The 13,959-nt window shown below is 61.6% G+C and carries 13 protein-coding genes; 10 read left to right on the forward strand and 3 right to left on the reverse strand.

What is annotated here, in order from left to right:
• The first annotated feature begins 4 nt into the window (after window positions 1–4).
• The 9 genes from ldcA (at window position 5) to ltaE (ending at window position 9,249) form a co-directional block, all read left to right on the forward strand.
• Window positions 5–928, forward strand: a complete 924-nt coding sequence (gene ldcA, locus ACYQ47_RS28120; protein WP_250464925.1) for a muramoyltetrapeptide carboxypeptidase — start codon at window positions 5–7, stop codon at window positions 926–928.
• Between the two features lie 295 nt (window positions 929–1,223).
• Window positions 1,224–1,985, forward strand: a complete 762-nt coding sequence (locus ACYQ47_RS28125; RefSeq protein WP_250464923.1) for a GntR family transcriptional regulator — start codon at window positions 1,224–1,226, stop codon at window positions 1,983–1,985.
• Between the two features lie 292 nt (window positions 1,986–2,277).
• On the forward strand, window positions 2,278–3,774 hold the full coding sequence (locus ACYQ47_RS28130; protein WP_244825303.1) for an NCS1 family nucleobase:cation symporter-1: 1,497 nt from the start codon (window positions 2,278–2,280) through the stop codon (window positions 3,772–3,774).
• Between the two features lie 449 nt (window positions 3,775–4,223).
• Complete coding sequence (locus tag ACYQ47_RS28135) at window positions 4,224–4,958, forward strand: aspartate/glutamate racemase family protein (protein WP_250464922.1); 735 nt, start codon at window positions 4,224–4,226, stop codon at window positions 4,956–4,958.
• 146 nt (window positions 4,959–5,104) lie between these two features.
• Window positions 5,105–6,052 carry an allantoinase PuuE gene (gene puuE, locus ACYQ47_RS28140; protein ID WP_459907994.1) on the forward strand — a complete coding sequence of 316 codons (948 nt, stop codon included), beginning with the start codon at window positions 5,105–5,107 and terminating at the stop codon, window positions 6,050–6,052.
• Window positions 6,049–6,570, forward strand: coding sequence for a 2-oxo-4-hydroxy-4-carboxy-5-ureidoimidazoline decarboxylase (gene uraD, locus ACYQ47_RS28145; protein WP_244825300.1), 522 nt, complete (start codon window positions 6,049–6,051; stop codon window positions 6,568–6,570). The genes puuE and uraD overlap by 4 nt, the downstream gene beginning before the upstream one ends.
• A gap of 34 nt (window positions 6,571–6,604) precedes the next feature.
• Window positions 6,605–7,615, forward strand: coding sequence for an allantoicase (alc, locus tag ACYQ47_RS28150; RefSeq protein ID WP_244825299.1), 1,011 nt, complete (start codon window positions 6,605–6,607; stop codon window positions 7,613–7,615).
• On the forward strand, window positions 7,615–8,115 hold the full coding sequence (locus ACYQ47_RS28155; RefSeq protein ID WP_244828042.1) for an ureidoglycolate lyase: 501 nt from the start codon (window positions 7,615–7,617) through the stop codon (window positions 8,113–8,115). The genes alc and ACYQ47_RS28155 overlap by 1 nt, the downstream gene beginning before the upstream one ends.
• A gap of 126 nt (window positions 8,116–8,241) precedes the next feature.
• Window positions 8,242–9,249, forward strand: coding sequence for a low-specificity L-threonine aldolase (ltaE, locus tag ACYQ47_RS28160; RefSeq protein ID WP_459907997.1), 1,008 nt, complete (start codon window positions 8,242–8,244; stop codon window positions 9,247–9,249).
• A gap of 90 nt (window positions 9,250–9,339) precedes the next feature.
• Here ltaE and ACYQ47_RS28165 read toward each other — a convergent pair whose 3' ends face one another.
• The 3 genes from ACYQ47_RS28165 to uraH all read right to left on the reverse strand — a co-directional run bounded on the left by ACYQ47_RS28165 (window position 9,340) and on the right by uraH (window position 12,051).
• Window positions 9,340–10,101, reverse strand: a complete 762-nt coding sequence (locus ACYQ47_RS28165) for an SDR family oxidoreductase (RefSeq protein ID WP_459907999.1) — start codon at window positions 10,099–10,101, stop codon at window positions 9,340–9,342.
• A gap of 283 nt (window positions 10,102–10,384) precedes the next feature.
• Entirely contained in the window at window positions 10,385–11,578 is a 1,194-nt protein-coding gene (locus tag ACYQ47_RS28170) for a urate hydroxylase PuuD (RefSeq protein ID WP_244825296.1), read from the reverse strand.
• A 119-nt stretch (window positions 11,579–11,697) separates the two neighbouring features.
• Window positions 11,698–12,051 carry a hydroxyisourate hydrolase gene (gene uraH, locus ACYQ47_RS28175; RefSeq protein ID WP_244825295.1) on the reverse strand — a complete coding sequence of 118 codons (354 nt, stop codon included), beginning with the start codon at window positions 12,049–12,051 and terminating at the stop codon, window positions 11,698–11,700.
• A 483-nt stretch (window positions 12,052–12,534) separates the two neighbouring features.
• Here uraH and ACYQ47_RS28180 point away from each other — a divergent pair, with 483 nt between their 5' ends.
• Window positions 12,535–13,902 carry an 8-oxoguanine deaminase gene (locus ACYQ47_RS28180; protein ID WP_244825294.1) on the forward strand — a complete coding sequence of 456 codons (1,368 nt, stop codon included), beginning with the start codon at window positions 12,535–12,537 and terminating at the stop codon, window positions 13,900–13,902.
• The last annotated feature ends 57 nt before the right edge of the window (window positions 13,903–13,959 follow it).

Here is a 13,959-nt window from a genome sequence, read left to right on the forward strand (position 1 = left end):
AAACGTGAAATCACGCACCATCGATCTGATCGCGCCTTCGGGCTATCCGAACGATCCGGCGGCTGTCGAGCGCGGCATCGGCAGGTTGAAAGCTCAAGGGCACAAGCTTGAAAACGTCGATGCCACGCGGCGCCGTTTCCAGCGTTTTGGCGGCACCGACAGCGAGCGCGCGGCCGATTTGAACCGGCTCGCCGATCCGTCGCGTCGTTTGCCGGACGTGGTGCTCGCGGTGCGCGGCGGCTATGGCGCGTCGCGCATTCTTCATGGTCTGGATTACGACGGCTTGCGCGACAGGCTACGCGATCAACCTGTCGCGCTCGTCGGCCATAGCGATTTCACCGCCATCCAATGCGCGCTTTTTGCGCAAGCGGGCGTCAAGACCTTCGGCGGTCCCATGTTCGCGGGCGACTTCGGCGCGGAGCATCTGAGCATTTTCACGATGACGCATTTCTGGCAGGCGATCTCGCATCCCACGCTGACTGTGACGAGTCATGAGCCGCAGCATCAATCCGTCGATGTCAGCGGCATGTTGTGGGGCGGCAATCTGGCCATACTTGCGTCGCTGGTCGGTACGCCGTATTTGCCGCCGGTCGAGGGCGGCATTCTGTTCATCGAGGATGTGAACGAGCATCCGTTTCGCATTGAACGGATGATTTATCAGTTGCATCAGTCGGGCGTGCTTGGGCGGCAGCAGGCTATCGTGATGGGCGAGTTCTCGGGCGGACGCTTGTCCGAATACGACAACGGCTATTCACTCGACGCGATGATCGATCAGGTGAGGGCAGTAACGGGAATTCCCGTCGTCACCGGCTTGCAGTTCGGACACGTCGATAACCTGCTTACGTTGCCGTTCGGCGCGTCGGCGCATCTCGTATCGAACGAGCGCGGGTTCAAGTTGACGATGTCCGATTATCCGCATCTGGTTTGATCGGGGAACGAGGGCGCTTGTCATAGCGCCTTTCTTTTCTTCGCGCATCGCAACTAACTGTCTTTCTTATATTTCCACGCGAGTTGATATCGGCTTACTTCCCGTGCTCAATTGTCGACAAAAAAGTGCGAACAATGCTGACAAAACGTCGATGAATCCTCGCTTATGCCCGTGGGAAATGGCTGTGCGAACAATGGGTCATCCCTGTACGCCCGATTCATCGCAGCTTTTTACAACAAATTGTTGACAATCTTTATGTCGATTCTAAGATGGTCAACATGCAAGCGAGCACATCATGTCCGAACCCAAACCGAGTGCAGCATCGATCGCTTCGAATCTGAATGGCGGAGCGAATGCCGAGTCGATCGCCGAGAACATCCGCGCCGCGATCCTCGAGCATCGGCTTGCGCCTGGGGCCAAGCTGACCGAAGCGCAGTTATGCGAAGTGTTCGAAGTGAAACGCGGCACGGTACGTCAGGCGCTCGCGCAACTGGCGAACGAGCGACTGGTCGATCTGGAGCCGAACCGCGGCGCCTTCGTCGCGAGTCCGTCGCTGCAGGAAGTGCATGAGGTGTTCGAGATGCGACGCATCATCGAACTGGCGGTGGTGGAGCGCATCGGCAAGGGGCACGGCATGCGTCGGCTCAAGTCGATCAGCATGACTATCGGGCGGGAGCGACGTGCGTTCGAGAGCCGGGACTTTTCGCAGTGGATTCGCCTTTCCGGCGAGTTTCACACGGAGCTCGCCGCACTCACCGGCAACACCGTGCTGTGCGAATGTCTATCCGGACTCGTTGCACGCTCGACGCTGATCTCGGCGCTGTATGAATCGCTCGGCAGAAGTTCTTGCTCGTTCGAAGATCACGAAGCGATTCTCGCCGCGCTCGACGCCGGCGATGCCGCGAAAGCCGCGAATCTGATGGCGCAGCATCTGCGCGATGTCGAATTGAAAATGTTGGAGCGGCCAGCGCGCGGCGCGGTCGATCTGAAAGAAGTCTTTGCGCGGCCGGCCGAAAGCGCGCCGATTCTCGACGCTGTCGACCCTGTCGACCGGTAGCAAGCAACGCCTTAAATCTGCAATGCACGCGCCATCCAACGCGCGTCATGCTGCACTGAATGACCGCTCGGGAAATAGAAGAGCGCGCAATGAAAATCGCCGTGGCGGCAGGCGCGAAGGCAAGTGCCCGCGCGTTTTTGTCATCACGCTCCCGGCGAACCAGCAAATCCCAAGAGTACCGCGTCAGAGCCCGAGTGAAATCCGAAGGCCGGCGAAGGTATCCGACTGATCTCAGTCACGCACGAGCATTTGCCTTTTTTCATCACGCAAGCAGCCTATCGAAGGAGACGTCATGGGCCAGTTCAGTGCATCCGGCAGCTCAGCTCTGCCGCCGTACGAAAGCGAGTTTCAAGGAGACGGCGACCATTCTGGTATGCCTGCCGGTTATAGCGACCGGCTCTATAACGAAGACCTCGCTCCGCTAAAAAATCAGACCTGGGGCGCGTACAACATCTTCGCTTTCTGGATGTCGGACGTGCATAGCGTCGGCGGTTATGTTTTCGCGGGCAGTCTGTTCGCGCTCGGCCTCACGAGCTGGCAAGTGCTCGTGTCGTTGTTGATCGGCATCGGGCTCGTCAACGTGTTGTGCAATCTCATCGCGAAGCCAAGTCAGGTCGCGGGCGTGCCGTATCCGGTTGCGTGCCGCGCGACCTTCGGCGTGCTCGGCGCGAATATTCCGGCGGTCATTCGCGGGCTGATCGCGGTGGCGTGGTACGGCATCCAAACTTATCTGGCATCGAGCGCGCTGGTTATCGTCGTGCTGAAATTCGTGCCCTCGCTCATGCCTTACGCGGATGTGCATCGGTATGGCTTCGTCGGGCTGTCCGCGCTCGGCTGGGCGGGCTTCATGTTGCTGTGGGTGCTGCAGGCTATCGTGTTTTGGCGCGGCATGGAGATGATCAAGAAGTTCATCGACTTCGCCGGCCCGGCTGTGTATGTCGTGATGTTCATTCTTGCGGGCTACATGGTGTGGCGTGCGGGCATTCAGAACATCGGGCTGAATCTGGGCGGCGTGAAGTATCACGGCATGGAAGTGGTGCCGGTGATGATCACCGCGATCTCGCTGGTGGTCTCCTACTTCTCCGGTCCGATGCTGAACTTCGGCGACTTCTCGCGCTATTGCAAGAGCTTTCGCAGCGTGAAGCGCGGCAATTTCTGGGGCTTGCCGGTCAACTTCCTGGCGTTCTCGCTCGTGACCGTCGTCACGACTGCCGCGACGCTGCCGGTGTTCGGACAATTGATCACCGATCCGGTGGAAACGGTTGGCCGTATCGATCATCCGACGGCTGTGATTCTCGGCGCGCTGACGTTCACGATTGCGACCATCGGCATCAATATCGTGGCGAACTTCGTGTCGCCGGCGTTCGACTTTTCGAACGTGGCGCCGCGTCTGATTAGCTGGCGCGCAGGCGGGATGATGGCCGCGACGGCATCGATTTTCATCACGCCCTGGAACCTGTTCAACAATCCGGCCGTGATTCATTACACGCTGGATATTCTCGGCAGCTTCATCGGGCCGCTTTATGGCGTCCTGATCGTGGATTTCTATTTGATGAAGCGCGGCAAACTCGTGGTCGATGACCTCTACACGACTTCAGAGAGCGGTCGATACTGGTACACGAAGGGCGTGAATCGCCGCGCGGTGATGGCGTTGTTGCCCGCTGCGGTGATCGCGATTCTTTGTGTGATGCTGCCGTCGCTGGAAAGCTCCGCGAACTTTTCGTGGTTCATCGGCGCGGGATTGGCGGCGGTGTTTTATTACGTGTTGGCAGATCGGAAGCGGGTTTGACGCGTATTGCGATGACGGGCGGCTGGCATGCAAATGACTGTATGTCGGCCGGCTGCATGCAAAAGACAAGATGTCAGCGGGTGGCATGCAAAAGACCGTATGCCATCCGAAGGCCTGCAGGACGCAAGACGCAAAGCCTTAGAACCGCGAGCGCAGCAAGCGAAGCATGCAGAGGACTGTATGCCGGCCGACTGCATCTAAAGGACCAAATGCCGGATGCCAGCGGGCGGCATGCAAACACCGCATGCCAACCGAAGGCATGCAAAACGCGAGATGCAAAGCGTCGAAACCGCGAGCGAAGCAATCGAAGCAATCGAAGCATGCAAAAGACCATATGCCTTCGGATGGCATGCAAAAGACCGCATCCCATCCGAAGGCATGCAAGATGCAAGATGCAAGACGCAAAGCCTTAGAACCGCAGCAAGCCAGAAGCAGCAAGGAGAACCGCAATGCGCATCAAACTGATCAACCCCAACACCACCCAGCGCATGACCGACGCCATGGGCCGTTGCGCCCGCGAAGTCGCCGCGCCCGGCACGGAGATCATCGCGGTCAGTCCGACGATGGGCCCGCCTTCCATCGAAGGCTATTACGACGAAGCCGTCGCCTCGCTCGGACTTCTCGCCGAAGTGGAAGCGGGTGAGCGGCAGGGTATCGACGGCTACGTGATCGCCTGCTTCGGCGACCCCGCGCTGTATGCAGCACGCGAACTTGCGCGCGGCCCGGTGATCGGTATCGCGGAAGCCGCCATGCATGCCGCGAGCGTGATCGCACCGGGCTTCTCGGTCGTGACGACGTTGCAGCGCACCTGCGGCATGGCCTGGCATCTCGCGGAGCGATACGGCATGACACGCTTCTGCAAGAACGTGCGCGCCACCGATGTCGCCGTGCTCGAACTCGACGAGCCCGGTTCGGCCGCGCGCCAGACGATCATCGAAGAATGCCGGCGCGCACTCGACGAAGACGGCGCGGACGCCATCGTTCTCGGCTGCGCGGGCATGGCCGAGTTCTGCCGCGAAGTCGAGGATGCGATCGGCGCACCGGTCGTCGAAGGCGTGACGGCGGCCGTGAAATGGGCGGAAGCGCTCGTCGCGCTCAAGCTCCATACGGCCAAACGCGGCGACTTCGCCCGCCCGCTCACCAAGCGCTACGACGGCGTGTTGTCGGATTTCAGCCCGCGCTGATGGCAAAAACGCCGATCTACATACACCTGCCGTGACCCGGATTATCTGCGCCGCTGTATGGGCGCGTCCGGGGCTTTTCGTTACACTGAAACACCGCAGAATCGTTGATTCGACGCATTTTTTGCCCATCGACACTATCCCTCGCCATGTCACACGATCCGAACTACCCCCGCGACCTGATCGGCTACGGCCGCCATCCCGTGCAGGCGAACTGGCCGGGGCGCGCGCGCGTCGCCGTGCAGTTCGTGCTCAATTACGAGGAAGGCGGCGAAAACTGCGTGTTGCATGGCGATCCGGGCTCGGAGCAGTTTCTGTCGGAAATCGTGGGCGCGGCAGCTTATCCGTCGCGTCACATGAGCATGGAATCGATCTACGAATACGGCTCGCGCGCAGGCGTGTGGCGCATTCTGCGCGAATTCGAAAAGCGCGGGTTGCCGCTCACCATCTTCGGCGTCGGCATGGCCATGGAGCGGCATCCGGAGCTTTCCAGGGCTTTCGTCGAACTGGGGCATGAGATCGCCTGCCACGGCTATCGCTGGATTCACTATCAGGACATGTCGCCCGACCGCGAAGCCGAGCACATGCGCCTTGGCATGGAAGCCATCGAGCGTGTCACCGGCGTGCGTCCGCTCGGCTGGTACACGGGCCGCGATAGCCCGAACACGCATCGGCTGGTGGCGGAATACGGCGGCTTTCTCTACGACTCGGACTATTACGGCGACGACCTCCCGTTCTGGACCGAAGTCGAAGTCACGGGCGGCGAGAAGAAGCCGCATCTGATCGTGCCGTACACGCTCGACACCAACGACATGCGCTTCGCCACGCCGCAAGGCTTCAATACGGGCGAACACTTTTTCACGTATCTGCGCGATGCCTTCGACGTTCTGTACGAAGAGGGCGACGAAGCGCCGAAGATGCTTTCCATCGGCATGCACTGCAGGCTGCTCGGACGCCCGGGGCGCTTCCGCGGCCTGCAGAAGTTTCTCGATCACATCGAGAAACACGACCGCGTGTGGGTCTCGCGGCGGGTCGATATCGCGAAGCACTGGCGCGAGCATCATCCTCATCAACAAACAAACGGGACGGCGGCATGAAGGCGATGCAATACACACTCGACCAACTCAACTCCATGCCCGCCGACACTTTCGTGACGGTGCTCGCAGGCATCTTCGAACATTCGCCGTGGGTCGCGGAAATCGCGGCGGCAAAGCGCCCGTTCGCGGACATCGACAGCCTGCACGCGACCATGTCGCAAGCCGTCGAAACGGCGGGTGAGGAGAAGCAACTTGCGCTCATCAACGCTCACCCGGAACTCGCGGGCAAGGCGGCGGTGCGCGGCGAACTGACGGCAGAATCCACGCGCGAGCAAAGCGGCGCGGGTCTCGATCTCTGCACGCAGGACGAGTTCGACCGCCTGCAGTCGCTGAACCAGCAGTACGGTCAGAAGTTCGGCTTTCCGTTCATTCTCGCCGTGAGGGGTTACGACCGCCACGGCATCATCGCGAACTTCGAAAAGCGTGTGCAGCACGAGCGCGCCGAGGAGCTTCGCGCGAGTCTCGATCAGATTTACCGGATCGCGCGTTTCAGGCTAGACGACCTGATCCAGCACTGATCCGCATTTCACCGTAAAGACAAGGACGAAGACAATGGCAATTCCGACACTCGATCCCAACGCGCCCGAATTCACGCGCCGTTATGTGAATCTCGCGGACCCGCGTCTGGGCGCGCAGGCACTGGAGGCGAGCGACGATTTCTTCGCGCCGAAAGAACGCATGCTGAACCCCGAGCCCGCCGTGTTCATCCCCGGCAAGTTCGACGATCACGGCAAGTGGATGGACGGCTGGGAAACGCGCCGCAAGCGCACGACCGGCTACGACTGGTGCGTGGTCAAGCTCGCGCGTCCGGGCGTGATCAAGGGCATCGATCTGGATACGAGCCACTTTACGGGCAACTTCCCGCCGGCGGCATCGATTGAAGGCGCGCATGTCACGGACGGTGCCCCGAATCAGTCGACCCAATGGACGGAAATCGTGCCGTCGACGACCTTGCAGGGCAATAGCCATCACTATCTGGATGTGGCCGTCGAGCAGCCGTTCACGCATTTGCGTGTGAACGTCTATCCGGATGGCGGCATCGCGCGATTGCGTGTTTATGGTCAGCCGCAACTCGACTGGCGCAACGCGGATCGCAATCAGTTGTTCGATCTGGCCGCGATGGAAAACGGCGCGTATCTCGTCGGCACGAACAACCAGCATTTCGGGCTCGCTTCCACGCTGCTGATGCCCGGCCGCGGCGTCAACATGGGCGACGGCTGGGAAACGCGCCGCCGCCGCGAACCTGGCAACGACTGGTGTATCGTCGCGCTGGCGCAGCCTGGCATCATCAAGAAAGTCGAAGTGGATACCGCGCACTTCAAGGGCAATTTTCCGGATCGCTGCTCGCTGCAGGCAGCCAACGTGAAGGGCGGCACGGACAGCTCGCTCGTCACGCAAGCGATGTTCTGGCCGGTCCTTCTCGGCGAGCAAAAGCTTGCGATGGACAAGCAGCATTTCTTCGAATCGGAGCTCGCGGCGCTCGGCCCCGTGACGCACGTGCGCTTCAATATTTTCCCGGACGGCGGCGTATCGCGTCTGCGTCTTTTCGGAACGCTTGCATGATGAAGAAGCTCGCTATCGAACCGTTGACGCGCGCTGCGTTCGAGCCTTTCGGCGATGTCATCGAACTCGATGGCGCGAAAGAGATTCCGATCAACCTCGGCACGACGATCCGGTTTCACGATCTGTGCCGCGTCGATGTGACGGATGAAGGCGGCCATACGCTCGTCAATCTGTTTCGCGGGCAGCCGCGCACGCTGCCTTTCGAAGTGAAGATGATGGAACGGCATCCGCTGGGCAGCCAGGCATTTCTGCCGCTCGACGACCGCACGTATCTCGTCGTCGTCGCGCCGGCGGGCGAGCTGGACGAATCGAAGATTCGCGCGTTCGTCACGAAGGGCTGGCAAGGCGTGAACTATGCGAAGGGCGTCTGGCATCATCCGCTGCTCGCGCTCGACAAGGTTAGCGATTTCATCGTCGTCGATCGCGGCGGGGAAGGGCGCAATCTCAACGAGCAGGACCTGAAGGAATCGCTCTGGCTGACCGCTGAGGCCATGCGGTAACGCATTCGTGCGTTCAGTCGGAGCAAGAAGACCGGTGCCCTTGACCGGTCTTTTTTTTCGCGCGGCGTCCGGCGGGACTAAGATATACGCCCCGACACCGACACGCACGAAAAGCGAGAACCACGCATGATCGATCTACGTAGCGACACCGTCACCCGTCCGAGCCAGCCGATGCTCGCCGCCATGGCCGCCGCCGAAACCGGCGACGACGTCTGGGGCGACGATCCCACCGTGCTCAAGCTTCAGGCCACGCTCGCCGAGCGCACCGGCAAGGAAGCGGGCCTGTTCTTTCCCAGCGGCACGCAAAGCAACCTCGCCGCGCTGATGGCGCATTGCGCGCGCGGCGACGAATACATCGTCGGCCAGATGGCGCACACGTACAAGTACGAAGGCGGTGGCGCGGCCGTGCTCGGCAGCATTCAGCCGCAGCCTATCGAGAACGCGCCCGATGGTTCGTTGCCGCTCGAAAAGATCACCGCCGCGATCAAACCCATTGACGATCACTTTGCTCGCTCGCGTCTCTTTGCGCTCGAAAACACCATCGGCGGGAAAGTGCTGCCGGCGGAATACGTGCTTGCCGCGACCCAGCTCGTGCGTGAACGCGGACTCGCCACGCATCTCGATGGCGCGCGCGTCTTCAATGCAGCGGTCGCATCGGGCAAGCCGGTGGGCGAACTTGCGGCACCGTTCGATTCCGTGTCCATCTGCTGCTCGAAGGGACTCGGCGCGCCGGTCGGCTCCGTGCTGGTGGGAAGCCGTGCGTTGATCGAAGTGGCGCATCGCTGGCGCAAGGTGCTGGGCGGCGGCATGCGGCAGGCGGGCGTGATCGCGGCGGCATGTCTTTATGCGCTCGATCATCATGTCGATGCGCTCGCCGAAGATCACGATAACGCCGCGCGTCTCGCTGAAGGGTTGAAGCAGATCGATGGCATCGGCATTCAGTCGCATGCCACGAACATGGTGTTCGCACGCATCCCGGAGGCGCATTGCGCGCCGCTGGAGGCGTATCTGAAGGAACGCGGCATCCTTACGCAGATGCTCTATGCGTCGCGCTTCGTGACGCATCGGGATGTGTCGCGCGAGGACATCGACACGTTCATCGGCGCGGTGAAGGATTACTTCGCGGCGCATTGAGCGTGAGATCGCGCGGCGGCGCAAGTGGGTCAGGCGCCAGCCGCGCGGTGCGCGTGAGACTAGCGACATGCATGCGACGAAAAGCATCGCTCACTTGCCGCCGGTGACATCGAGAAACGTGCCGGTGATGAACGAAGCCTCGGCGCTTGCCAGCCATAGAATCGCCCGCGCGACCTCTTCGGGCTGACCGCCGCGTCCCATCGGAATCGAGTCTTTCACGCGGTCCACTCGTCCTGGTTCGCCACCGCTGGCATGCATGTCCGTGTAAATGTGCCCAGGGCGAATGCAGTTGACGCGTATGCCATCGCGCGCGACTTCCTTGGCAAAACCGGTCGTGAAGGTTTCGATGGCGCCCTTCGACGCCGCATAGTCGACGTACTCATTCGGGCTGCCGAGCCGGGCCGAAGCCGACGAGATGTTGATCACCACGCCGCCGCGTCCATTGTGCCGGTAGGACATGCGCTTCACCGCCTGCTGCGCGCAGAGAATAGGGCCGACGGAGTTGACCGCGAAGATGCGCTGCATCCGCTCGAAGTCCAGATCTTCCAGGCGCGACTGGCGCGCGAGCATTGCGGCGTTGTTGACCAGCACATCGATGCGGCCGAACTCGCGGTCGATCGCCGCGAAGAGCCGAGCGACCTGCTCGGGATCCGCGCTATCGGCGCGCACGGCCAACGCTCCGCGGCCGAGCGCTTCGACATCGGCCGCGACCGCGAGCGCGGCGGATTCGTTCGACACGAAGCTGATCGCCACATCGTAGCCGTGCGCGGCAGCGAGACGCGCAGTCGCCGCGCCTACGCCACGGCTTCCACCCGTAATCAAAATCACAGGCGCCTGGGTGATGTCAGCCATTTAGCGAACCTTCAAAGTGGTGGTGGACTCGGACCAAAGACGATTGCGGCACGATTGCGACCGCGAAAACAGACGCAAGATTAACCACGCGCCGAGGCTATGGCAAAGCAGATTAAATGCCGTTCCGAGTTAGAAAAACTCTTTCGACGAAAGGCATTTTTTGGCTCGCGCGAGGGGAGTGGATATGTTCGAGCGCCCGCGGCAAGTCGTCACCAAAACAAATAGCCCGATCGAAGCGAATCGATCGGGCTATCTCTCGACAACGAAGAGCAGGGCGATAGCGTTACTGCACCGCGCCTCCGTCGAACCACGCAGCGATCTTCTGCCGTTCCGCGTCCGTCATCTGCGTGACGTTGCCAAGCGGCATCGCCTTCAGCGTCACCGCCTGCTGATGCACGCGCTGCGCGTTCTGCTTGATCTCCGCCGATGTATCGAGCAGGACGCCGGCGGGCGCGCTGCCCATCATGGTCGGATGCGCGGAGTGGCACGTCGCGCAACGCTGCTGGATGATCGGCTGGATATCGGCGACCTTGAGCGTCGGTGCGCCTGCGGCTTGCGCCACGGGAATCGTCGGCGAAGGCATGGTCCACGCGAACGCGCCGAGCACCAGCACGAGACCCGCGACCGGCATGTACCAGAGCACCTGACCACGGTGACGCATCACGAAGAACTGACGGATCAACGCGCCCGCCAGCATGATGAGCACGAGCAGAACCCAGTTGAACTTGTGCGTGTAGGTCATCGCGTAGTGATTCGACAGCATCGCGAACACCACGGGCAACGTGAAATACGTGTTGTGCACCGAGCGCTGCTTGCCGCGCTTGCCGTAAATGGCGTTGGGCGTTTCGCCCTTGAGCATCGCGGCGACCATCTTGCGCTGGCCCGGAATGATGACGAAGAACACGTTCGCCGACATGATCGTCGCGAGCATCGCACCCGTGATCAGATACGCGGCGCGCCCCGCGAACACGTGACACGCGACGAACGCGGCGACCAGCACATAGATGCCGACGCAGATACCAAGCAGCCGATCGTTGTTGCCGAAGACGCGGCACAGCGTGTCATAGACGATCCAACCGGCCATCAGGAAACCGAGCGCGGCCGAGACTGCCACGACCGGTCCCATGTCGAGCACGTTCTTGTCGATGAGATACGTGCTCGGCGAAAGCAGGTACAAGACGAAGAACAAGCCGAAGCCGGACATCCACGTGGTGTAGGACGGCCAGAACGACCAATGCAGATTCTCCGGCATGTCTTGCGGCGCGACCGAGTACTTCTGCATGTGGTAGAAACCGCCGCCGTGCACGTGCCAGAAGTCGCCGAACACGCCGCGTCGGCGGGCGTTGGGGTCTTGCGGCGGTTTGAGACTGTTGTCGAGCGCCACGAAGTAGAACGACTCGCCGATCCACGCGATCGCGACGATGACGTGCAAACAACGCAACGCCAGATTGAGCCAGTCGGTGACAAAGCCTTCCATTTACTCCTCCACTACCGAATCGTTATGCGCACATCGTCAGCGTGTCTGGGGACGAACGCGATGTGCTCGTGTGTTCCGTTGTGTTCTGTTCAACGCTCGCTTGGGGCTCGGCTTCGCGCTCAGCTTCCGCGATACGTGCTGTAGGCCCACGGCGAGACGAGCAGCGGCACGTGATAGTGCGAGTCTGCATCCGCGATACCGAAGCGCAGCACCACGCGATCGACGAAGCGCGGTTCGGGCACCGTGACGCCGAACGCGGCGAAGTAATCGCCTGCGTGAAAGACGAGTTCGTATTCGCCCGTGACGAGTTCGGCGCCTTCGAGCAGCGGGGCGTCGCAGCGGCCGTCGTCGTTGGTGAGGGTGGTTTTGATGGCGCGCCGCGTGTCGTTCGTGAGCGCGAAGAGCTCGACTTTGATGTTCGCGCCGGGACGTCCGTGCGCGGTGTCGAGGACGTGGGTAGTGAGCTTGCCCATTCGCATGTTCCTTGAGTTGTGCGATGACCGGCTCGCGCATCGATCCGAAAAACCCGCACCGTGGACTCAGTCCGAGGTGCGGCGGCGGATCGAGGCTCCACGTCAGTGGCTACATACCCGTCGGCTTTTCAGATGCGCGCCGTGATCAGCATTGTAGAAATTTGAGACGCGCTGTGCGGCCCCGATAGGAAAGATAATGCCCGGCGCATGACAGCGGCGCGTAAGCTTGGTTCTTCTTCACGAGACGCCCGCGCCGCGCTTCCACACGGCTATCGGGCGATGCTAACCGCGCCAAAATTCGCGAATATATTGCGGGCCTGAAGACGACTATGCCGGCTGTGCCATTGCCGCGATATTTTTGGCTGCGGAAAGTGGCGATGCGCGCTTATCATGCCGCGTCCCGAAGACGGCGTCGAAGCTGGGTAACCGGGGCTTTACACACGGTCCAGTTACTTTTTCGATTCCAACTTCGGAGGCAAACAGATGCAAGCGAAAACCCGCAGTCTGCTGGTGAAGAACGCGCGAATGCTCGTCACGATGGACGAGACGCGCCGCGAGATCGCCGATGGCGGTTTGTATATCGAAGGCAATCGCATCGTCGCGGTTGGCCCGACGAGCGAATTGCCGCAAACCGCTGACGACGTGCTCGACATGCGCGGTCATCTCGTGATTCCCGGCCTCGTCAATACGCATCACCACATGTATCAGAGCCTGACGCGCGCCATTCCCGCCGCGCAGAACGCCGAGCTGTTCGGCTGGCTCACGAATCTGTACAAGATCTGGGCGCATCTCACGCCCGAGATGATCGGCGTGTCGACGCAGACGGCGATGGCCGAACTCATGCTCTCGGGTTGCACCACATCGAGCGATCATCTGTATATCTATCCGAATGGCAGCCGGCTCGACGACAGCATCGAGGCGGCGCGCGAAATCGGCATGCGTTTTCATGCGGCGCGCGGCAGCATGAGCGTCGGTCAGAAAGACGGCGGTTTGCCGCCGGATTCGGTAGTCGAAAAGGAAGATGCCATTCTGAAGGACTCGCAGCGCCTGATCGAAACGTATCACGATGAAGGCCGCTACGCGATGCTGCGGGTGGTCGTCGCGCCTTGCTCGCCGTTTTCGGTGAGCCGCGAGTTGATGCGCGATTCGGCGCTGCTCGCGCGCGAATACGGCGTGTCGTTGCACACGCATCTCGCGGAGAACGTGAACGACGTGGCGTACAGCCGCGAGAAGTTCGGCATGACGCCCGCCGAATACGCGGAAGACCTGGGCTGGGTCGGTCACGACGTATGGCATGCGCACTGCGTTCAGCTCGACAAGCCGGGCATCGAGCTCTTTGCGCGCACGGGAACGGGCGTCGCGCACTGTCCGTGCTCGAACATGCGTCTCGCGTCGGGCATTGCGCCGATTCGCGCGATGCGTGACGCGGGCGTGCCCGTGGGTTTGGGCGTGGATGGCTCGGCATCGAACGATGGCGCGCAGATGGTCGGCGAAGTGCGGCAGGCGTTGCTGCTGCAACGCGTCGGCTTCGGCCCTGACGCGATGACCGCGCGCGAAGCGCTGGAAATCGCGACGCTCGGTGGCGCGAAGGTGCTCAATCGCGACGACATCGGCGCGCTGGCGCCGGGCATGGCGGCCGATTTCGTATCGTTCGACCTGTCGCAGCCGGCGTTCGCGGGCGCGCTGCACGATCCGGTGGCGGCGCTCGTGTTCTGCGCGCCGTCGCAGGTATCGACGAGCGTGATCGACGGGAAAATCGTAGTGAAGGAAGGGCGCCTGACGACGCTGGATCTGGGCGCCGTGGTAGAGCGGCATAACCGGCTCGCGGGTGAACTGGCGAGTCACGGGTAGGCGTTAGAAACGCGGGAAGGCGGCTCGGAATGCGCCGGGATGGCGCGTTCCGAGCCG

It is taken from the genome of Caballeronia sp. HLA56 (assembly GCF_054655155.1).

Bases quoted from the DNA above. Each gene is read 5' to 3' on its own strand.
- ACYQ47_RS28125 (WP_250464923.1), top strand. From the start codon at position 1,224: ATGTCCGAACCCAAACCGAGTGCAGCATCGATCGCTTCGAATCTGAAT.
- ACYQ47_RS28130 (WP_244825303.1), top strand. From the start codon at position 2,278: ATGGGCCAGTTCAGTGCATCCGGCAGCTCAGCTCTGCCGCCGTACGAA.
- ACYQ47_RS28135 (WP_250464922.1), top strand. From the start codon at position 4,224: ATGCGCATCAAACTGATCAACCCCAACACCACCCAGCGCATGACCGAC.
- puuE (WP_459907994.1), top strand. From the start codon at position 5,105: ATGTCACACGATCCGAACTACCCCCGCGACCTGATCGGCTACGGCCGC.
- uraD (WP_244825300.1), top strand. From the start codon at position 6,049: ATGAAGGCGATGCAATACACACTCGACCAACTCAACTCCATGCCCGCC.
- alc (WP_244825299.1), top strand. From the start codon at position 6,605: ATGGCAATTCCGACACTCGATCCCAACGCGCCCGAATTCACGCGCCGT.
- ACYQ47_RS28155 (WP_244828042.1), top strand. From the start codon at position 7,615: ATGAAGAAGCTCGCTATCGAACCGTTGACGCGCGCTGCGTTCGAGCCT.
- ltaE (WP_459907997.1), top strand. From the start codon at position 8,242: ATGATCGATCTACGTAGCGACACCGTCACCCGTCCGAGCCAGCCGATG.
- ACYQ47_RS28165 (WP_459907999.1), bottom strand. From the start codon at position 10,101: ATGGCTGACATCACCCAGGCGCCTGTGATTTTGATTACGGGTGGAAGC.
- ACYQ47_RS28170 (WP_244825296.1), bottom strand. From the start codon at position 11,578: ATGGAAGGCTTTGTCACCGACTGGCTCAATCTGGCGTTGCGTTGTTTG.
- uraH (WP_244825295.1), bottom strand. From the start codon at position 12,051: ATGGGCAAGCTCACTACCCACGTCCTCGACACCGCGCACGGACGTCCC.
- ACYQ47_RS28180 (WP_244825294.1), top strand. From the start codon at position 12,535: ATGCAAGCGAAAACCCGCAGTCTGCTGGTGAAGAACGCGCGAATGCTC.